This window comes from Actinoplanes sp. NPDC024001 (assembly GCF_040638955.1).
GTDB lineage: Bacteria > Actinomycetota > Actinomycetes > Mycobacteriales > Micromonosporaceae > Actinoplanes.
In genome coordinates this window covers 1-17,647 of the sequence record NZ_JBEZZB010000196.1, presented here as the reverse complement: position 1 = coordinate 17,647, position 17,647 = coordinate 1, and the positions used below count along the sequence as shown (strand labels likewise).

Here is a 17,647-nt window from a genome sequence, read left to right as displayed (position 1 = left end):
AGAACGGCGGTTGTTTGACGCCGGTCTGCGGGGCGTCGGGCGCGTTCGGCACCTGCCAGAAGTCGTCACCGGAGAAGAACGTCCGCGGGTCGGTGCCGGGCAGATGCATCGCCATCGCGCGCGGAACTGGCCGGTGCGGCGGTCACCGCCGCCCGCACCGGCGGCCGGCTCACCGACCGGCAGGCGGCACAGCTGCTGGTGCTGCTGGTCATGCCGCAGATCTGGGACGCCACCGCCCGCCACGTCGACCACGACGACGCGCAGATCCGCGCCTGGACCGACCTGACCCGGCGCGCCGACGACACCCTCGTACCCGGTCCGGCGATGCTGCTGACCCTGGCCGCGCTGCAGGCCGGCAACGGAGTGCTCGCCGACGCCGCCGCGCGGCGCGCGCTGCAGGCCGACCCCGAACACCCGATGGCGCACACCCTGCTGCAGGCCGTGCGGCTCGGCATCGACCCGGACGTGGTCACCCGGATCCTGCGCCACTGACCCACCCCTTCCCCGGCCGACGCCCGGCCACCTCACCGCGAGTTCCCGGGCGTGCCACGCCCGGGAACTCCCTGCCCTGACGGGAGAAACCGATGGCCTACAGCCACTACTGGAGCGTGCCGCTCACGCACCCCGACTACCGTGCCGCCTGGCCGCGGCTGGTCGCCGACACCGCCCGCATCATCGACGCCGTCCGCGGGCACGGCATCGTCATCGCCGGACCGCACGGCTTCGGCCGGCCGCTGCTCAACCCGGCCTGCGACCTCAGCTTCAACGGCGACGCCACCAGCGACCTGGACGGCGACACGTTCCGGCTGCCCGCCCCGCCGGCGGCCGGCGACGCGACGATCTGGGAGGCGAACTTCTGCAAGACCGGCCGCAAACCGTACGACGCGGCCGTCGCCGCCGTCCTGCTGCGCGCCCGGCTGCTGCTGCCGCAGGTGTTCCTGCTCTCCAGCGACGGCCACTGGAACCGGCAATGGCGCGTCGGCGCCCGCCTGCCCGGCGCCCGGCGCCGCGCCCCCGCCACCCGCGCCCTGATCAGCACCCTGTTCGGGCCGATCCCGCCCGGCAATCCGCTCACCACCGTCAACCCGCGCGCCTGGGGAGCCTGAGATGGCGACCGAACGGCCGGACATCCCGGCCCACCTGCGGCACCGCCCGACCAGCGGCGGCCTGGTCGTGCCCGTGCCGACCCCGCGCGGCGCCGACGGCACACGGCAGTTCGGGCTGCTCGCCCGCCACTGGCAGCAGCATCTGCTGCGCCACCGGCTGTGCCAGATCTGCGGGCGGCGCCTCACCGGCCGGCTCATCCTGTTCGCCCGGCCGGCGGACCTGCAGTTGCGGTGCACGTCGGAGCCGGCGGTGTGCCCGCCGTGCGCCGCCTACAGCATGCGGGCCTGCCCGATGCTGTCCGGCCGGCTCGAGCACTACCGCAGGCGGGCCCGCACCGGTGTCGCCGGGGTGCCGGCCGGCACCGGTGGTGCGCTGCGCGCCGGGGCACCGGCCGAGGCGTGGTACGCGGTGTGGCTGGGCGGCTACGACGTGGCCGCGCATCCGGTCCGCGGTGATGTGCTGGCCGCGTGCTGGTGGCGGCATCCGCCGCTGAGGATCCGGCCGGTCCCGGCCTCGTAGATCGCATCGCGGGTGAGTGGCCGGCGCACGTCGGCCACTCACCGTTCCCCTTTCGATTCGGGCGCGCAGAGCGCCCTTTTCGCATTTCTGGAGGAGTCCATGAGTGCTATCCCCTCGCCCGAAGCCGGCAGGCGGCGATGACAGGCAAGCTCATCGGCGGGGTCCTGGCCGTGTTCGTCGGCGTCGTGCTGCTGTGCGCGGCCGGTGGCGCGGCGCTGTTCGGCACACCGCCGGTGCCCTGCCCGCAGCGCAGCGCCGGGGCATCCCCGGCGCCGGTCGCGGGCTATCAGGCCGACCAGATCGCACACGCCGCGACGATCGTCGCGGTCGGCCGACAGCGGGGTGTCCCCGCCCGCGGATGGATCATCGCTGTCGCCACCGCGTTGCAGGAGTCCAGCCTGCGCAACCTGGCCGGCGGTGACCGCGACTCGGTCGGTCTGTTCCAGCAGCGTCCCAGCCAAGGTTGGGGCACCCCGCAGCAGCTGCGCGACCCGCGGTACGCCGCCGCCAAGTTCTACGACACGCTGCTGACCGTCGACGGCTGGCAGACCATGGCGCTCACCGTGGCCGCGCAGCGCGTCCAGCGCAGCGCCTACCCCGACGCGTACGCGAAATGGGAAGCGGACGCCACCCGGATCGTCACCGCCGTGACCGGTGACGCTGGCGGCTGCGACGGCGTCATCAGCGCGCAGGGCTGGATCCCACCGGTACGCGGCGCCGTCGGCTCAGGTTTCCGGACCGCTGAACGGCCCAGCCACGACGGCGTCGACATCGCCCTGCCGAAAGGCACCCGCGTCCACGCTGTCACCGGCGGCGTGGTCAGCCGGGTCCGATGCGACGCCGTCAACGCCAACACCGGCGCCGAGTGGGGCTGCGACCGCGACGGCCACCCGGTGACGGTCCGCGGCTGCGGCTGGTATCTCGACATCGACCACCCCGGCGGCATCATCAGCCGCTACTGCCACCTGCTGGCCCGTCCCACCGTCCAGGTCGGCCAGCACGTCACCGTCGGTCAGGTCATCGGCCTGTCCGGCAACTCCGGCCACTCCTCCGGCCCCCACCTGCACTTCGAAATCCACCGCGGCGACCACACCTCTGCGACCGCCGTCGACCCGGTGCCCTTCATGGCCTCCGTCGGCGCGAGCCTCGGCTGAGCAGCTCGAAGGCGGGAGCCCTTCGGGACTGCGAACAGCTACCGCACTGGTGCAGCAACGATGGTCCACTCCGGCGTCTCCACTCCGGTGAGCACCTTGGCCGCCACGACGGCGATCCTGGCCAGCAACGCATCGCCTGAAGCCTCATCGTCATCGGGAACCTGTGCCAGCGACACCAGATCGTCCGCCCGCTGTTCGAGGCCGGGAGGCGAGCTGCGCCGAACGGCCTCCTACAACTTCAAGGTGTCGCGTGGAGAAGGCAGGTTCGGTAACCCTCACCGTTCCCGGATTATAAGATGCACGCGAGAGGACCGATCTTGATGACGGGAACGATGACGCTAGGCAGCCCTGCGGAACGATAGGTATGGATGCGGCGAAAAGGGGGACAGTGGCTCGGTGGGTCAATTGCAGTTTTCACCGCCGCCGCCCCAAGCCGAACTCCTGCACGTCTGGGTTCTGAACTCTCAGGAAGAGCTGCGCGGCCTACGGCTGGCGTTGCAGCAGGCGTTGTCGGACTACACGTCCACCGCCATTGAACGGTTGGCCGACGTCCCGGACCGTATGGTCCTGGTCGCGACCGAGCTGGCGACCAACGCGATCAAGTACGGCCGGCCGCCCACCGAGGTGCGTTTGTTGCACACCGACGACCAGTTCGTTGTCGAAGTCGTGGACGGTGACGTGAGCACGGTCCCGGAACTCGTCGATACCCGGCCGGTCAACGCCGGCGGCCGCGGCCTGCTGATTGCGCAGTCCTTCTCCCTCAACGTCGGCTGGTACGCCACGGAGACCACCAAGAACGTTTGGGCGGCCTTCCCGATGCGACCGGAGCCGTGAACCGCTTGCCGGCCCGTTGAGCACCACGTGGAGCCCCGCACGGATGTTCGAATCGTCACCCGGTTTGGCCGGGTGAAAACCGATCGTTGCTGGTAGACAAGTAACCGTGCAGGACGACTACTTCACGATCGCGCGGGAAGCCGTGCCCTCACGCTCGGACGCCCGTGGCGGTGCCGTCATCCGTCTCGGCGGAGAGTTCGACCTGAGCGCCAGTGACGACCTGCGAGCAGTCCTTCTCGACACTGTCGATGCGGGCGGGACCACGTTGATCATCCTGGACATGGGTGACGTGAAGTTCTTCGACTCCGAGGCGATCAACGCGGTCATGGAAGGCTACGTGGCCGCCGAGAAGGTCGGCATCACGTTTCGCCTGGCTCGAGCGGACGGCATCGTCAAGCGAGTCTTCGAGGTCCTCGGCCTGGCCCATTTGTTCGGTGTCGATGACCCGCCGGATGACGCTGCGACGCACTGACCGGGACTCCGGATGCAACGCGTTGACTTCAATCTTGTCAAGAAATGATCGATTGCCAACAAAGATGACCAGAGACCTTTGAAATGACTCTGGGCAGAGAAATGCGGACCCCCACCCGGGGCGATTCAGTGCTTACCCGGCCCCTGCGCCGGCTGCCCCCGTCCCTCGCAATCCGTCAGCACCATCAACGACCCGGGGTCGAGTCCACCTTCAGCTTGTTGCGGCGAGAACCGAAGTGGACGCCGAGCCTCACCCGCTTCTCCACGCCATCCGAATGATCGGGCTGGCGCTCGACGGGTCGCCGCGTAGCCGATTGCTGAGTCACGCTTGAAACGCGTCACCGACCGCCAACGACAATGACCGCACTGGTCAGCGCTACCGGGATGCGGGCCAGTGCTCCGGCCTTCAGGTCGGGGGTGAAGGCCCGTGCTGGGAGGGCCGTCAAGGCCCGAGCAGTGTCCTAGCCTTGCGCCTGCTCGCTCTGCTCGGCTACGGGGACCGGCACGATCGCGGCGATCCGGCGGCCGTGATTGGTCACGTAGATGATCCGACCGCGCACGGTGACGTTGTTGAGGGTGGCGGCGAGCGCCAGCCTCAGTTCGCGGACGCTGATCTCGTTCGGGGTGTCGGTCATGACGACATGTGTACTCTTTGCCTCGTGCAGCTGCGGTACCACTTCCGCGTGTATCCGACACCCGGCCAGCAGATCGAGCTGGCCAGGGCGTTCGGGTGCGCGCGGGTGGTGTTCAACGACGGGCTGCGCCTGCGCCAGGCGGCCCGCCAGGCGGGCGAGAAGTACATCTGCGACGCCGAGCTGTCGCGCCGCCTGATCACCGAGGCCAAGTTGACGCCCGAGCGGGCGTGGCTTTCCGAGGTGTCGTCGGTGGTGTTGCAGCAGGCCCTGGCGGACCTGAACACCGCCTACCGCAACTTCTTCAACTCGATCACGGGCAAGCGCAAGGGCCGCAAACTGTCTCCGCCCCGCTTGCGGTCCCGCAAGGACAACCGGCAAGCCATCCGCTTCACCAAGAATTCCCGGTTCAGGGTCCTCGGCAACGGGCGCCTGCGGCTGCCGAAGATCGGCGACCTGGACGTGCGCTGGTCGCGGACGCTGCCGTCGGACCCGTCGTCGGTGGCGATCGTTCGGGATGCGGCCGGCCGGTACTTCGCGTCGTTCGTCGTGCAGGTGAGCGACGAGGGGTTGCCGCCGGTCGACTCCGAGGTGGGTATCGATCTGGGCCTGACCCACTTCGCGGTCATGTCGGACGGCACGAAGGTGGCCGCGCCGAAGTTCCTGCGCCGTGCGGCCCGCAAGCTCAAGCGGCTGCAACAGGCACTCTCGCGCAAGCAGAAAGGTTCGGCCAACCGCAAGAAAGCCGTCGTGAAGGTTGCCAGGGCGCACGCCCGGGTGGCCGACACCCGGCGGGACTGGCAGCACAAGCTGTCCACGGCGTTGATCCGCGAGAACCAAGCGGTGTACGTCGAGGACCTGTGCGTCGCCGGTCTGGGCCGGACCCGGCTGGCGAAGTCCGTGCACGATGCGGGCTGGGCCGGTTTCACCGCCATGGTGGAGTACAAGGCCGCCCGGTATGGGCGGACCTTCGGCCGTGTGGACCGGTTCTTCCCGTCCACCCGCATGTGCTCCGGCTGCGGCCGGATCAACGACACGATGGCGCTCAACGTCCGAGCGTGGGACTGCCCATGTGGTAGTCACCACGACCGGGACGTCAACGCCGCCAAGAATGTCAAGGCCGCCGGACAGGCGGACTTCAACGACCGTGGAGCGCACGTAAGACCGGGACTCGTCCCGGCGGCGCGCAGAGAAGCGGTAACCCACCCGGACGCCGCGTGTTCCACGCGCAGCGTGGAGGGAATCTCCGTCCTTTAGGGCGGAGAGGATGTCAACCGGCGTCCTTCAGGTCCTCTCGCTCTCCGCGGTCGGGGTTGGATGCGCAAGGATCTCCGGCCATGGCGCGATCGCTGGTTCCCGATGAGCCGGTCGAGCACTGGACGCTGCGGGATGACGAGCGGGACCTGTCCAGTGACTCTGCCGGTCACCTCGACCATCACTGGCCGGGCAGCGGTCGTGCCACCAGTAGATAGGTAGCCGAGACGAGTGCATGCCTCGGGTGTGCGGATCGTCCTGTCGGTCTGCGGTAATCCGTGCGACCTTGATGGTGAAGATGGGTCTCGCCGGGCGGTCCGAGGCGCCCCTGGCCTAGGTGTCCTGCGGACGCGGTTCGGTGGTGGCGCGGTGGTAGCGGCCGGCGAGCGTACGCACGAGTTCGACGAGTTCCGCGGGTTCCGTCACGGTGAAGTCGACGCCGAGCAGGCCGAGGTGGACAGCGAGCGCCTCGATGCTGTCCGCGCCGGTGTCCAGCAGACAGTGGGTGTCGTCGACCGGGGTGATGGTGCCGATGGCGGCGTTGATTTGCTCGATGAGCTGTTCGGCCGGTGCGTGTACGACGACCTGGGCCCGGTACCGCCATGCGGCCGACGACACGCCCCGGCGTACCTGGTCGACGGCTTCCTCGGGAAGATCGCGGGGGATGAATCGGGGGCCCGTCGGGGTACGTGGGTGGAGCCGGTCCACCCGGAACGTTCGCCAGTCGGCCCGCTCGACGTCGAACCCGACGAGATACCACCGTCTTCCCCAGTTGACCAGCCGGTACGGTTCCACCTCGCGCCGGCTCTCGGAGCCGTCGTGGCTTCGGTAGTCGAATCGCAGGCGCTCGTGGTCCCGGCAGGCCGCGGCGAGGACGCTCAGCGTGTCGGCGTCCACCCGCGGGCCCAGGTCGTCTCGGGGCACCGCGACGGCGTACCGCTGGAGGGCGTTGACACGGCGACGGAGTCGGGCTGGCAGCACCTGCTCCAGTTTGGCCAGTGCGCGCAGCGAGGTCTCCTCGACTCCGGTGATCGTGCCCCCGGCGGCGGTGCGGAGCCCGATCGCCACCGCGACCGCTTCCTCGTCGTCGAGCAGCAGGGGCGGCAGTGCGGCCCCGGCGCCGAGTCGGTAGCCGCCTACCGCGCCTCGGCTGCCGTGCACCGGGTAGCCGAGGTTTCGCAGGCGGTCCACGTCGTTGCGGATGGTGCGGGTGCTGACCGACAGCCGTTCGGCCAGTTCGGTGCCGGTCCACTCGCGGGGCGTCTGGAGTAGCGAGAGCAGGCGCAGCAACCGCGCCGAGGTTTCCAACATTCTTCGGAGTCTGCCAGACCATTAGGAACGTATCTTGCCTAAATCGTTCCTACGCTGATGACCATGACGAAGGACAGCACGATCTCCCCGTTCCGGATCGACATCCCCCAGGCCGACCTCGACGATCTCCAGCAGCGGCTGGCCCGGACCCGGTGGGCGGAGGAACTGCCCGCGGACGAGTCGGCGCCGGCTGGTCCGGTGCCGCCCGGTTGGGAGTACGGCGTCCCGGTGGGCTACGTCAAGCAGCTGGTCGAGCGGTGGCGCACCGGCTACGACTGGCGGGCCTGGGAGGCGAAGCTGAACGCGTACCCGCAGTTCACCACCGAGATCGACGGCCAGAACATCCACTTCCTGCACGTGCGGTCGCCGGAGCCGGACGCGACGCCGCTGATACTGACCCACGGCTGGCCCACCTCGGTAGTCGAGTGGCTGAACGTGATCGGCCCGCTCACCGACCCGCGGGGCCACAGCGGCGACCCGGCGGACGCGTTCCACCTGGTCATTCCGTCGGTGCCGGGTTTCGGCTTCTCCGGGCCGACCCGGGAGAGCGGCTGGGACCGGTACCGGGTGGCCCGGGCCTGGGCCGAGCTGATGCGCCGGCTCGGCTACGACCGGTACGGCGCGGCCGGCAACGACGGCGGATCGCTGATCTCACCCGAGGTGGGCCGGGTCGATCCTGAGCACGTCTGCGGCGTGCACGTGACACAGGTCTTCTCGTTCCCGTCGGGCGACCCCGCCGAACTGGCCGGCCTCTCCGAGGAGGAGCGCGGCAAGCTCGCGTTCGCCGAGTGGTTCACCCAGAACCGGGGCGCGTACGACAAGCTCCAGTCCACCGAGCCGCAGAATCTGGCGCACGCTCTAGCCGACTCCCCGGCCGGCCTACTGGGCTGGAACGCGCAGCTGCTCGGCGCTTCGCTCGACCCGGATTACGTGCTCACGAACGTGATGATCTACTGGCTGACCAACACAGCCGCCTCAGCCGCCCGGTTCTACTACGAGGACGCGGCGGCGGCCCCCGTACAGCAGAAGTCGAACGGCCGGGGCACCACCGTGCCGAAACCGACCACCGTGCCCCTCGGCCTGGCCAACTTCGCCTGGGACTACCCGTCGATCCGGACGTTCGCCGACCGCGACCACGAAAACATCGTCTCCTGGAACGTCTACGACCGGGGCAGCCACTTCGCCGCCCACGACGCGCCCGATCTGCTCGTCCACGACATCCAGCAGTTCTTCCGCAAGGTTCGCTGATCCGCCGCCGGTCGTAGGCGGACCCCATCAGACCCCCAGTCTTCACACAAAGGGAAACCTCTCATGTATCTCGTCATTGGTGCCACGGCTCAGTTCGGACGTCAGGCAGTAGAAGAGCTGGTCGCCGCGGGTGCGCCGGTACGGGCGCTGACCCGTACCCCGGAACAGGCCGGGCTCCCGGCGGAAGTCGACGTCGTCCAGGGCGATCTGACCAAGCCCGAGACGCTGCCAGCGGCGCTGGCCGGCGTCGAAGCCGCCTTCCTGGTTCTGCAGTACGGGATGGATGTCGCTCCGCTACTGGCGGCCGCGGGGCGGGCCGGGGTGCGGCGGCTGGTGTTCCTGTCCTCGGGGGCGATCGTCCCGGGCGCCGAGCGGCAGCCCGACGTCATCGCCCAGTACCACCGCGACGTCGAGCAGGCCATCGAGGCGTCTGGGATCGAGTGGACGTTCCTGCGGCTACTCTTCCCCGCCATCAACTCGTTGACGTTCGCGATGCAGCTCCAGGACGGTGACGTCATTCGCGCGCCGTACGCCGAAGCCGCGTTCAGCGCCGTGCACGAGAGGGACGTCGCCGAGGTGGCCGCGCGGATCCTGACCGGCGGCGGGCAAGCGGGGCGGGCCTACGACCTGACCGGCCCCGAGTCACTGACCCAGGCGCAGCAGGTCCGCATCCTCGGCGAGACGTTGGGGCGCCCGCTCACCGTCGAGGACCTCGACCCGGAGCCCGTGCTGGAGCAGATGAGCCAGTTCATGGACCCCCAGTTCCTGGCGGCGCTGTTCGGTCTCATGGCGCAGGCGGTCGGCAGGCCCGCGCCGGTCAACGACGTCATCGAGCAGATCACCGGGCACCCCGCGCGTACCTACGCTCGGTGGGCCGCGGATCACCGGGCCGACTTCGGCGGCTGATCGACGAGGCAGGGGCGGCATCCGCCGCCCCTGCCACACGACGGAAAGGACGGCACGGTGGCACAGGTGCTGCGGCGACGGGAGCTGGGGCGAGCCCTGCTGGCCCGTCAGATGCTGCTGGAACGGGCCGACGCGACCGCCGAGGAGGCGGTCACCCAGCTGGTCGGCATGCAGGCGCAGGCGCCCTACGCGCCCTACTTCGGGCTCTGGAGCAGATTGCGGAAGTTCGGCACTGCCGACCTGACGAACGCGCTGATCAAGCGCCGCCTGGTGCGGGTCGCGCTGATGCGCAGCACCGTCCACCTGGTCACCACGGCGGACTACCGCTCGGTCAGGGAGATCACGTTGGCCGGTAACGTCCGCGTTCCGGGTGCTGAGACGGTCGGGTGGTCGTCGGTGTCGGCGAACTTGCGGGCCTCGAGCGCGACGGCGTCCACAATCAATACTCCGGCGCGGACGGCGGTGGCGAGGCCGGCGACGACGTGTTGATGAGGCATGTGCCGGTGTAGCAGGAGGACCTCGATCAGGGCGCGGGTGCCGGCCGCGTCGCCGTAGGCTTTGCGGGCTGCGGCCCACCAGGCGTCGTGGACCGGGGTGAACCTGCCGGCGGCGCGGGCCCGTTCCAGGGCGGTGGCGCCTGGTAGCGCGCCGGGCTTGCGGACCAGGGCTTCCAGGTAGTGGTCGAGGTCGAGCCGTGAGCCGCCCTTGGCCATCAGTCGCTCGCGCCGGGCGACCTGTTCACGGCCGTTATAGACGACCAGGTGGGAGGCGTGGAGCTGGACTTGGACCTGCCGGCCGACCAGCCGGACCGGCACCGAGTAGCGGTTGGTGCGGACGGTGACTTGGCTGTAGCGGTCGACCCTCGGCGTCAGCCAGATACCGGTTTCGAAGTCGTCGTCCGGCAACCGGGTCAGCAGCGGCCGTTCGATCGCGAAGTCCTCGCCGATGGTGCGAGCCCTGGTGCCGATGGGACGGGCCTCGTTTGCGGCGTCCCATTCGTCGATCATGGCGTTAAGTTGATCGAAGGACTCGACGCGGGGCACGGGACGAGACGGTTGCGGCGGAACCAGCCGATCTGACCCTCGACACCGCCTTTCTCGTGAGCGCCTTCGATGCCTGGCCGGCAATAGAAGACTTCGAGACCGAAGTGTGAACGGAACGCGGTCCAGCGCTGGTTCTCGATGCGCTGCCGGGAGAAGCCGAGCACTTTAGCGACCGCCGAGCGCAGGTTGTCGTAACGGACCTTGCCGGTCGGCACCCCTCTAAGATGCGGGTCCCGCTGTCAAGCCCGGGGGACGCCGCCGAGATCTCTGTGCTGGGATGATGCAGGATCGCTGTCGTCTACTTGGGTGAAGTGACGCGGTGCGGAGTTGTTCGAGGTAACCACAAGTTCGACCGAGGATGATGATGGAGATCACGCACGAGGGCGCGTTCCTCCTCGTCGAGCGAGAGCGGTTTGTTGCCCGCTTCTCTGCCGATCCGACGGAGGACCTGGAGCAACTGCAGAACCAGGATTTCTTCGTGACCGTCAAGGAAGGCGCGACCTACTACGCGACGCTCATGACTCTCGGCGCTATTGAGGCTGTGCTGCGCCAGTGGGCCGAGACCGGCGAGGCCGCCAGCGGGCGCTACTTCTTCACAACGGACCTGGTCATCACGCCCTCGCCCGGCATTACCGCGATGATCGAAGCAATCGACGGACTTGTCTGCGAGGGAGAGATTAGCAACGCTTGCCAGGTCATTCCCGACCCGGAACTCGAGGTGCCTCAGCAGGAATGGCTGGCGTGATGCTGACCTTCCCGTGCGTGTGCTGCGGCCATCTGACTTTGGCCGAGGCGCCCGGTTCGTATGAGATTTGCCCGGTGTGCTTCTGGGAGGATGATCTCGTGCAGTTGCGCTGGCCGGATTGGGCGGGCGGCGCGAACCGGCCGTCTCTGATCGAGGCGCAGGCGGACTTCAAGAAGTTCGGGGCGTGCGAGGAACGGTCCGTGGCCCATGTCCGGCCACCTCATGATGGCGAGCCGCTGGATCCGGACTGGCGTCCCATTGACCCAGAGCGCGACCAATTCGAGTCCCGAGGTGAGCAAGAGGCGCCGTGGCCAGACGACCGCACCGTCCTGTATTGGTGGCGTTCCCGCGACGCCGAACCTTGGCGTCGCGGCGGCTGAGATCGGTCAGCTGGCTCGTTCGTCCAGTCGGGTCAAGAGTCCGTCGAAGATCTGCTCGCGGGCGACCTGCCCCTTGGCCGCCGCATCATCTCGCTGTCGTTCGAGGGTGGGCCGGAACTCGATGGTCGTGACGAAGAACGTGCAGGACTCGCAGATCGACTCGAAGTGGCAGTCCATCTCGACGGGGCGGGCGCAGTAGCCGTTGCCGAGCATCCGGCGGTGCATCTCACGGCGAAGCTTGCCCATCTCGGAGCCCTCGGCCTCGGCGGGCAGCCGGCGTGGGGTGTCGTAGAGCGCTTCCACCTTCTCCGAGACCGCGAAGTACTCGTCCGCGACAGTCCGGTCGGCGATCCGCGCGTAGACACGGGTCATGGACAGCGCCCGGTGGCCAAGCAGTGCGGCGATCGCTTCCAGCGACATGCCCCGGTTGATCGCCTGGGTGGCCAGAGTGTGCCGGAGCTGGTGAGGAGTGACCCGGCCGAGGCCGGCCTGTTCGGCGGCCTTGCGGACCGCGGCTTCGATGCGGGAGGCGTTGACCGGGCGGCCGTGGTCGGTGAACAGCAGGTTCGAGCGTAGGCCCTCTGGCCGGTGCAGCAGCCAGTCGTCCAGCATGGTCTTCTGCTGTGGGTGGAGGGGGACGTAGCGGTCGGTGTGCATCTTGCCGACCGGGATGCGTAGCCAGTAGGCGGAGCCGATCTGGACCACCGCGTCGATGGTCAGGCCGAGCATCTCACTGCGACGCATCCCGGCCCGGGACAGGATCTCGATGGCCAGCCGCGTGAACGGATCGGGGTCCTGACGTGCGGCGGCCAGTAGCTTGGCGGCTGCGGCGTCGTCGAGGAAGCGGGGCAGTGGCTCGTCGGCGGTCGGAAAGTCGCTGTCGAATACCAGCAGGCGCGGTGGTCGGTCGTCGGCGTCCCACTCGTCCAGCCGGCGCAGGAAGCCGCGGAGTTTGCTCAGCCGGTCGCGGACGGTGTGCCGGTGCAGCGGGCCGCCGCGGGCGGCCGGCCGCTCGAGCAGCCACTGCCGATAGCGTTCGATGTGGCGCCGCTTGAGCTGGGCGACGCAGGTCACGGCGGTGTCCTCGGCGGCAGTCAACAGCGCGAACTCGCGCAGCGTAAGCTCGGCATTCTTCACGGTGCCCGGCCGCAGGGTGCCGGCGATCTGTTGCAGGTAGTGCTGCATCGTGTCCGCCATCCCGGCCGGGACACGAGACCACTCCTCAGCTCGAATGTCGGCCCGATCCGGCGACCGCCGGCGCGGGAGTCGTGGGACAGCGCGCAGTGAAAGAGCGTGGCCTTAAGATTGAACAGGCCGTCGACAGAGCCTTCACGCCGCGGTTGGGGATCTGACGGGCCGACTCCAGCAGCAGGTCACGTCCGGTGTCCCAGTCACTCTGCTGCAGCTCGTCCGGCCGACGGCCGAACAGCGCCACGAAGTGGCCAAGCAGGTTGAACTGGGTCATGGCCACCGTGTCGCGGAAGCCGAGCGACCGCGCAGTCTCCATGAACCGCAGGTGCAGCTCCGGTTCGGTCCTGGCCAGCACGATGCCCAGCCGTGGGCGGCGGGCGACCAGGTAGTCCGCGCCGGGCTGCAGGCGCCCGGTAACCGCGAGCCAGCTGATGAAGCGGAGGGTTTCGTGGGTGAAAGCGAGCTGGCGCTCCAGCGGCAGGCGACAGAAGTCGTCCAGGTCGGGCACCGCGGCGAGCAGAACCCGGGCGCCCCAGCGGACCTTGTGGTCAGTGTTCTGCCCTGGGCCGCTCGGTGGGCGAGGTAGTACTCGACAAGATCCGGCCGCAACTGGTGGCACGTCAGCTGCGGCAACCCGGTCCGCCGCTTGACCCCATCGAGGATCTCGTCCAGACCATCGGCGGACAGCGGCCGGCCACGAGTCGGCCCGCGCAGTACCACGAACACCCGGTCATATCCGCCGGACGGTGTGCCGCTGCTTGCGCGGCGCGTCCAAGTCAGCACGCAGGATGTCATCGATCACTGGCGTGAACGGGTCGAGCTTCGAGGCCCGCGGCGGCATCGCCTTGCGTGGTGGCGGGAGCGCTGACGCGGTGGCGGCGCTGACCGTGCGCCGACCGACCCGATACTTGGCCTCGATCGCCCGGCCTGACATCCCCGCAGCGAGATCGCGGCGGATCGCCGCGAACAGCTCGATCTTCGACATCCGGGGCATCGGCTCACCTCAGTCCGGGTGAGCCGATGCTCCCACCATTACGCGTGGTGCCGGAACTGGCGGACAGCGCATCCATCCGATCGAGTGTCCACCTCACGTGGTGTCGTAAGTCGCGGATAAATCCCACGTCAACGCGGGTCAGGAGGCTCGTCGCGGACCTGTCGTCCTCCGGCCCTCTCGACCCTGGCCGATGAGAAACCTGAACGCCGGCGCCGCGTCCGCCAGTCATGTCTTGTCGATCACAATCCGTCGTTCTTGGGGGCGGGCCAAGCGGCCAGGCGCGTCGGGTTGAATGTGGCTGTGACCGCTCATGATGTTGCTGGAAGCCTGCCGGATATCGCGACGCTGCGAGAGCGCTGTCGTGCATTGGCGGTGCTGGAGGCGATCCTGAGCCCGGAGGAGGAGTCTCGGTACTACTCGTTCACGAGGTCCTGGTCAGATGACGAGGAAATGGCGTCGATGGACAACGGTTCCGGGGACGCCTGGTCGATCGTCTTCTCGCCTGCAGGCGCCTTCCTCCGCGGATTCGATCATGAGTCTCCGATGAGTCCGGCCGTGAACGACGAGGAGTTGTGGCCGGGACTGGTCGACACGGTGCCGGAGGTGTTCTCCGCCGCAGTGAACGAACCCGCTTTCAGCTACGAAGGCACGTTGGAAGCGACGGTCTGCCTATGGCGGCGTGTCGACGACGACCAGTGGCATACGGGCGACATCGACTTTCCCGATGGCGCCGATCCTGATGGTGCCGATCGGCTGTTCTCCGTGCTGCTCGATTCGACAGGCTTGGCCTACCACGGCTTCGCCGAGGACTACTACGGCAAAGCCATAAATTTTGATGCCGTCCGCGAGATCTTCGCGCTGGCGCCGCTGACCGCGAACATGGTCCGGCGCCTGAAGGCCGACCGATCCACAGCCGCCCTCCTCGCCGATTTGTCCTACATCGGTTACCCCGCGCAACTGACATAAGCGTTCGACCTGGCGGTGGTGCCGAAACTCGCGGACACGAGAATCGTTGGCGATCATGCGGTGTCGAAAGTGACGTTCAGACGGTGTCCAGAACCACGGACACAACCAGTCCAGCGCCGACGGCGCCCACCTGGTGAATACCTGCTCAATTGGCTAGGTTGCACTCACCTCATCCGATCCTCGTGGGGAGCGGCAGCCGTGCGGCAACAGCGCAAGACCTTCCGGGCGATCGAGGTCGGCGATGGCGGCGACGGGCGGTGGGCCGCCTACGCCCGGGGCCTGTGGCAGGAGATGGATAGCCTGCTGACCGAGGAGGGCCAGACTCCGGAGGGCGCGGATCGTGTTCGGGCGCTGTTTCGTGCGCACATGCCGGAACTGGTCCCGGTTCTGGACCGCCTGGCCGGCCAACTCGACCGGCCCGAGGCGGAAGCCTTCCTCACCCACGCGGCACTGCGGCCGTTCTCGCAGGGCTGCACCCAGATCGGCAGGAACGCCACTCTGCTGCGCAACTATGACCTACGGCCCGACCAGTGCGAAGGGACCATCGTCTCCTCCTGCTTCCTGCGCCCCGTGATCGGGATGCAGGACATGCTGTGGGGGCTGCTCGACGGGATGAACGACGCCGGTCTCGCGGTCTCGCTCACCTGGGGCGGACGTTCCGTCTACGGACGCGGCTTCGCCATCCTCATCCTCGTGCGCTACCTGCTGGAGACGTGCGACACCGTCGATGAGGCGGTCGACAGGCTGCAGTCCCTACCGGTCGCCGTCCCCCAGAACCTCACCCTTGTCGATCCCAAGAAGGCGATGACGGTGTTCGTGGGACCGGATATCTCGCCAACGGTGGCACCGGACGCCTGCGCCGCCAATCACCAGCACCTGCCGGTGACCGACGAGCAGGAACGGGCCATGCGGACGCAGGAGCGGCTGCGAGCCATCCGCGCCGCGGGCGCGGATGTGGCGGCGATGCTGAAGCCGCCGCTTTATCGATCCGTCGACGAGCAGGGGTCGAGAACGCTCTACACAGCCCGCTACCAGCCCGTCGAGGGCCGTGTGACGTACTACTGGCCCGGCGAGTCCTGGCAACAGTCCTTCGGTGACTTCGCGCCCGGATCCCGCACTGTCACCTTGGGCGGGGTCGGCTGAGAGGCTTTCCACCGGCGACATCTGGGCCGGCCTCGGCCTGCTCACCCTGGCCAGAGCCAAATCTTCCGGGAAGACGGCAGACAGCCCGCGACGCACGGGCGTGCTGACATTCCACCGGTTGTTGAACGGCTCCACCGCCAATGAGCTGGGATTTGTTCGCTTGTCCGGGCACCACGCAGCCGACTCGCCACCGCCCAGCAATGAACCACCCGCGAGACGGCGTCATGTTCCTCTACGCCCTCACCCCGTTACCCGACTGGATCGCCGTCGACCCGGCCGTCCGCAACTGCTGGGCGCGAAGGCCGTCCTCGCGCTCGCCGACGTCGCCACCGAACTTCGCTGGGCCGGCGAAATGCGCCACCACCGCCGACATCCCACCCATCCCGCAGCCCCGGGCATTCCTGCTGGCCGACACCGCCACCGGTCCGCCGTTCTGAGCCCGATCTGCCATCGTCACGGACGAGGTAGACGGCGCCGACGTCGGCTATCAAGCGGAGCCCGAACTCACCGACATTGACCATGGAACCGAACTCTGTCCGGCGCCCAACTCACGAACATCTGGCGCCTGATCCAACTAACGAAGCCACGATCGGGATCGTGAAGGATGGGCACGCGGCTCGGCGGTATATCGCGGGACCACGGTGTCACCGGACGCTACGCTCACAGCGAGAAGCCCCGGGGGGCCGTTGATCAACGCCAACTTCGTGTTCCTCGCGCTGCTCTTCAACGCTGTCGGCGCGGCGTCTTATCTGTATCGCTTGGTCAAAGGCCAGATCCAGCCCTATGCCGTCACCTGGACAATCTGGGGGCTCGCCCCTGCCGTGGCGTTTGCGGCTCAACTGCACGACGGCGGCTCTCACTGTCTGGTCCTTCACCGACGTGGCGTTCGGTGTCTGCCTCGCCGTTCTGGGCGGGAGCATGACGCTGGTGATCGATCACCTCCCGCGCCGACTGACAGCTGCTCCCGCCACGAAGTGGCTCGGCGGCAGGTCGGCGCCTCGTCGACGGGTGGTCCATAGTTCTCGTCCCGGATGTTGCGGAACACCTCGATCACTGGCTGCCGAGGTCAGTGATCAGAACCTCGCCCCAGACCCGAAGCTCCGCGGAGCGGGTCAGGCCGCGAGACTCAACAGTAAATGCGGACCATGTCGGCGCTGATGTTCTGGTGGAAGTTCCCCCGCTGACCGGGATAGACCCAGCCCTTCAACTCGAACTCATCGGGGCCGGTCCGGTTGTACACCTCGACTTTGCCGCTTCCCCTGTTGTAGATCGAGTACAGGCTGTTCTGGAGCCTACGCTGCTCACCCCGATCCAGGTGCCAGTCGCCACAGCCCGGTGCCACCCACCGAACGCCGATGCCGTCAAGATGGGTGTAGTAGCAGGAGTAGCCCGCCGGGCAGTCCCACGCGACGGTGACCCGCTCGGGGGTGAGCACCCTCAGCTCCTCCGCGGCGGTGACCGAAGTCCGCGCTTGAGCGGCGGGAACAGCAGCAAAACTGAAGGCCATGATCGCGGTAAGGCTCACGACCAGCAGACGTCGCAACGAAATGGCCAATGGAAACACCTCCGTGTATCGATGAGCAGTACGGTTCATCAACCAACCGACGCCGCGTGGGCGTTGCCAGACCTGCCTGCGAAGCTCGCAAACCAGCGGCCTAGTACTGCTACGGCGGATCACTACTTCGAGTAGTTCTGGATCGTTTCCCGGACGTGGTCACGGTTGAGCAGGTGCAGGGTTGGGACGAGGCG

Annotated in this window: 21 protein-coding genes and 2 pseudogenes; 15 read left to right on the top strand and 8 right to left on the bottom strand. The window is 68.2% G+C overall.

Annotated elements, in window-relative coordinates:
* Positions 1-39: 39 nt before the first annotated feature.
* The 4 genes and pseudogenes from AB0F81_RS44305 to AB0F81_RS44290 all read left to right on the top strand — a co-directional run.
* A pseudogene (locus AB0F81_RS44305) lies at positions 40-492 on the top strand (DUF4192 family protein); the annotation flags it as partial.
* A gap of 92 nt (positions 493-584) precedes the next feature.
* Positions 585-1,106, top strand: coding sequence for a hypothetical protein (locus AB0F81_RS44300; protein ID WP_360209008.1), 522 nt, complete (start codon positions 585-587; stop codon positions 1,104-1,106).
* Position 1,107: 1 nt separating this feature from the next.
* The gene (locus AB0F81_RS44295; RefSeq protein WP_360209006.1) at positions 1,108-1,626 is read left to right on the top strand and encodes a hypothetical protein; all 519 of its coding nucleotides are present in this window, start codon (positions 1,108-1,110) and stop codon (positions 1,624-1,626) included.
* A gap of 137 nt (positions 1,627-1,763) precedes the next feature.
* A complete protein-coding gene (locus AB0F81_RS44290; protein WP_360209003.1) occupies positions 1,764-2,780 on the top strand; it encodes a M23 family metallopeptidase in 1,017 nt (338 codons plus the stop codon).
* 38 nt (positions 2,781-2,818) lie between these two features.
* On the opposite strand, the gene AB0F81_RS44285 is transcribed toward AB0F81_RS44290, so the two are convergent.
* Positions 2,819-2,956: a hypothetical protein gene (locus tag AB0F81_RS44285; RefSeq protein WP_360209001.1), complete on the bottom strand. Its 138-nt coding sequence runs from the start codon at positions 2,954-2,956 to the stop codon at positions 2,819-2,821.
* Positions 2,957-3,176: 220 nt separating this feature from the next.
* Here AB0F81_RS44285 and AB0F81_RS44280 point away from each other — a divergent pair, with 220 nt between their 5' ends.
* The 3 genes from AB0F81_RS44280 (at position 3,177) to AB0F81_RS44270 (ending at position 5,974) form a co-directional block, all read left to right on the top strand.
* Entirely contained in the window at positions 3,177-3,614 is a 438-nt protein-coding gene (locus AB0F81_RS44280; protein WP_360208999.1) for an ATP-binding protein, read from the top strand.
* A gap of 106 nt (positions 3,615-3,720) precedes the next feature.
* The gene (locus AB0F81_RS44275; protein ID WP_360208996.1) at positions 3,721-4,086 is read left to right on the top strand and encodes an STAS domain-containing protein; all 366 of its coding nucleotides are present in this window, start codon (positions 3,721-3,723) and stop codon (positions 4,084-4,086) included.
* A 466-nt stretch (positions 4,087-4,552) separates the two neighbouring features.
* Positions 4,553-5,974: a transposase gene (locus tag AB0F81_RS44270; protein WP_360208993.1), complete on the top strand. Its 1,422-nt coding sequence runs from the start codon at positions 4,553-4,555 to the stop codon at positions 5,972-5,974.
* Positions 5,975-6,304: 330 nt separating this feature from the next.
* On the opposite strand, the gene AB0F81_RS44265 is transcribed toward AB0F81_RS44270, so the two are convergent.
* Complete coding sequence (locus AB0F81_RS44265; RefSeq protein ID WP_360208990.1) at positions 6,305-7,282, bottom strand: YafY family protein; 978 nt, start codon at positions 7,280-7,282, stop codon at positions 6,305-6,307.
* Positions 7,283-7,345: 63 nt separating this feature from the next.
* Here AB0F81_RS44265 and AB0F81_RS44260 point away from each other — a divergent pair, with 63 nt between their 5' ends.
* From AB0F81_RS44260 to AB0F81_RS44250, 3 genes and pseudogenes are all read left to right on the top strand, one after another.
* Complete coding sequence (locus AB0F81_RS44260) at positions 7,346-8,530, top strand: epoxide hydrolase family protein (RefSeq protein WP_360208988.1); 1,185 nt, start codon at positions 7,346-7,348, stop codon at positions 8,528-8,530.
* A 63-nt stretch (positions 8,531-8,593) separates the two neighbouring features.
* Entirely contained in the window at positions 8,594-9,436 is an 843-nt protein-coding gene (locus tag AB0F81_RS44255; RefSeq protein ID WP_360208985.1) for an NAD(P)H-binding protein, read from the top strand.
* A gap of 111 nt (positions 9,437-9,547) precedes the next feature.
* Positions 9,548-9,748: pseudogene (locus AB0F81_RS44250) on the top strand (crosslink repair DNA glycosylase YcaQ family protein); the annotation flags it as partial.
* Between the two features lie 8 nt (positions 9,749-9,756).
* Here the strand turns inward: AB0F81_RS44250 and AB0F81_RS44245 are convergent.
* A complete protein-coding gene (locus tag AB0F81_RS44245) occupies positions 9,757-10,443 on the bottom strand; it encodes a hypothetical protein (RefSeq protein ID WP_360208983.1) in 687 nt (228 codons plus the stop codon).
* Positions 10,440-10,694, bottom strand: a complete 255-nt coding sequence (locus tag AB0F81_RS44240) for a hypothetical protein (protein WP_360208981.1) — start codon at positions 10,692-10,694, stop codon at positions 10,440-10,442. Before AB0F81_RS44240 ends, AB0F81_RS44245 begins: the two co-directional genes overlap by 4 nt.
* 149 nt (positions 10,695-10,843) lie before the next feature.
* Between AB0F81_RS44240 and AB0F81_RS44235 the strand changes: the two genes are divergently transcribed.
* Entirely contained in the window at positions 10,844-11,224 is a 381-nt protein-coding gene (locus AB0F81_RS44235; RefSeq protein ID WP_360208978.1) for a hypothetical protein, read from the top strand.
* Entirely contained in the window at positions 11,224-11,604 is a 381-nt protein-coding gene (locus AB0F81_RS44230) for a CPCC family cysteine-rich protein (RefSeq protein WP_360209011.1), read from the top strand. The genes AB0F81_RS44235 and AB0F81_RS44230 overlap by 1 nt, the downstream gene beginning before the upstream one ends.
* A 6-nt stretch (positions 11,605-11,610) precedes the next feature.
* Here AB0F81_RS44230 and AB0F81_RS44225 read toward each other — a convergent pair whose 3' ends face one another.
* The 3 genes from AB0F81_RS44225 to AB0F81_RS44215 form a co-directional block, all read right to left on the bottom strand.
* Positions 11,611-12,801: a tyrosine-type recombinase/integrase gene (locus AB0F81_RS44225; RefSeq protein ID WP_360208975.1), complete on the bottom strand. Its 1,191-nt coding sequence runs from the start codon at positions 12,799-12,801 to the stop codon at positions 11,611-11,613.
* Between the two features lie 25 nt (positions 12,802-12,826).
* Positions 12,827-13,303, bottom strand: coding sequence for a hypothetical protein (locus AB0F81_RS44220; protein ID WP_360208972.1), 477 nt, complete (start codon positions 13,301-13,303; stop codon positions 12,827-12,829).
* Positions 13,304-13,525: 222 nt separating this feature from the next.
* Positions 13,526-13,780: a hypothetical protein gene (locus tag AB0F81_RS44215; protein WP_360208969.1), complete on the bottom strand. Its 255-nt coding sequence runs from the start codon at positions 13,778-13,780 to the stop codon at positions 13,526-13,528.
* Between the two features lie 303 nt (positions 13,781-14,083).
* On the opposite strand from AB0F81_RS44215, the gene AB0F81_RS44210 reads away from it, so the two are divergent.
* From AB0F81_RS44210 to AB0F81_RS44200, 3 genes are all read left to right on the top strand, one after another.
* Complete coding sequence (locus tag AB0F81_RS44210) at positions 14,084-14,755, top strand: hypothetical protein (RefSeq protein WP_360208967.1); 672 nt, start codon at positions 14,084-14,086, stop codon at positions 14,753-14,755.
* A gap of 198 nt (positions 14,756-14,953) precedes the next feature.
* Positions 14,954-15,898, top strand: coding sequence for a C45 family peptidase (locus tag AB0F81_RS44205; protein WP_360208964.1), 945 nt, complete (start codon positions 14,954-14,956; stop codon positions 15,896-15,898).
* A 200-nt stretch (positions 15,899-16,098) separates the two neighbouring features.
* The gene (locus AB0F81_RS44200; RefSeq protein ID WP_360208961.1) at positions 16,099-16,335 is read left to right on the top strand and encodes a hypothetical protein; all 237 of its coding nucleotides are present in this window, start codon (positions 16,099-16,101) and stop codon (positions 16,333-16,335) included.
* Between the two features lie 689 nt (positions 16,336-17,024).
* On the opposite strand, the gene AB0F81_RS44195 is transcribed toward AB0F81_RS44200, so the two are convergent.
* Positions 17,025-17,453: a peptidase inhibitor family I36 protein gene (locus AB0F81_RS44195; protein ID WP_360208959.1), complete on the bottom strand. Its 429-nt coding sequence runs from the start codon at positions 17,451-17,453 to the stop codon at positions 17,025-17,027.
* Between the last annotated feature and the right edge of the window lie 194 nt (positions 17,454-17,647).

Excerpts from the sequence above, each read along its gene's own strand:
- AB0F81_RS44235 (WP_360208978.1), top strand. The coding sequence starts at position 10,844 with ATGGAGATCACGCACGAGGGCGCGTTCCTCCTCGTCGAGCGAGAGCGG.
- AB0F81_RS44245 (WP_360208983.1), bottom strand. The coding sequence starts at position 10,443 with ATGATCGACGAATGGGACGCCGCAAACGAGGCCCGTCCCATCGGCACC.
- AB0F81_RS44265 (WP_360208990.1), bottom strand. The coding sequence starts at position 7,282 with ATGTTGGAAACCTCGGCGCGGTTGCTGCGCCTGCTCTCGCTACTCCAG.
- AB0F81_RS44225 (WP_360208975.1), bottom strand. The coding sequence starts at position 12,801 with ATGGCGGACACGATGCAGCACTACCTGCAACAGATCGCCGGCACCCTG.
- AB0F81_RS44295 (WP_360209006.1), top strand. The coding sequence starts at position 1,108 with ATGGCGACCGAACGGCCGGACATCCCGGCCCACCTGCGGCACCGCCCG.
- AB0F81_RS44260 (WP_360208988.1), top strand. The coding sequence starts at position 7,346 with ATGACGAAGGACAGCACGATCTCCCCGTTCCGGATCGACATCCCCCAG.
- AB0F81_RS44255 (WP_360208985.1), top strand. The coding sequence starts at position 8,594 with ATGTATCTCGTCATTGGTGCCACGGCTCAGTTCGGACGTCAGGCAGTA.
- AB0F81_RS44300 (WP_360209008.1), top strand. The coding sequence starts at position 585 with ATGGCCTACAGCCACTACTGGAGCGTGCCGCTCACGCACCCCGACTAC.
- AB0F81_RS44215 (WP_360208969.1), bottom strand. The coding sequence starts at position 13,780 with ATGTCGAAGATCGAGCTGTTCGCGGCGATCCGCCGCGATCTCGCTGCG.
- AB0F81_RS44200 (WP_360208961.1), top strand. The coding sequence starts at position 16,099 with ATGAACCACCCGCGAGACGGCGTCATGTTCCTCTACGCCCTCACCCCG.
- AB0F81_RS44230 (WP_360209011.1), top strand. The coding sequence starts at position 11,224 with ATGCTGACCTTCCCGTGCGTGTGCTGCGGCCATCTGACTTTGGCCGAG.
- AB0F81_RS44290 (WP_360209003.1), top strand. The coding sequence starts at position 1,764 with ATGACAGGCAAGCTCATCGGCGGGGTCCTGGCCGTGTTCGTCGGCGTC.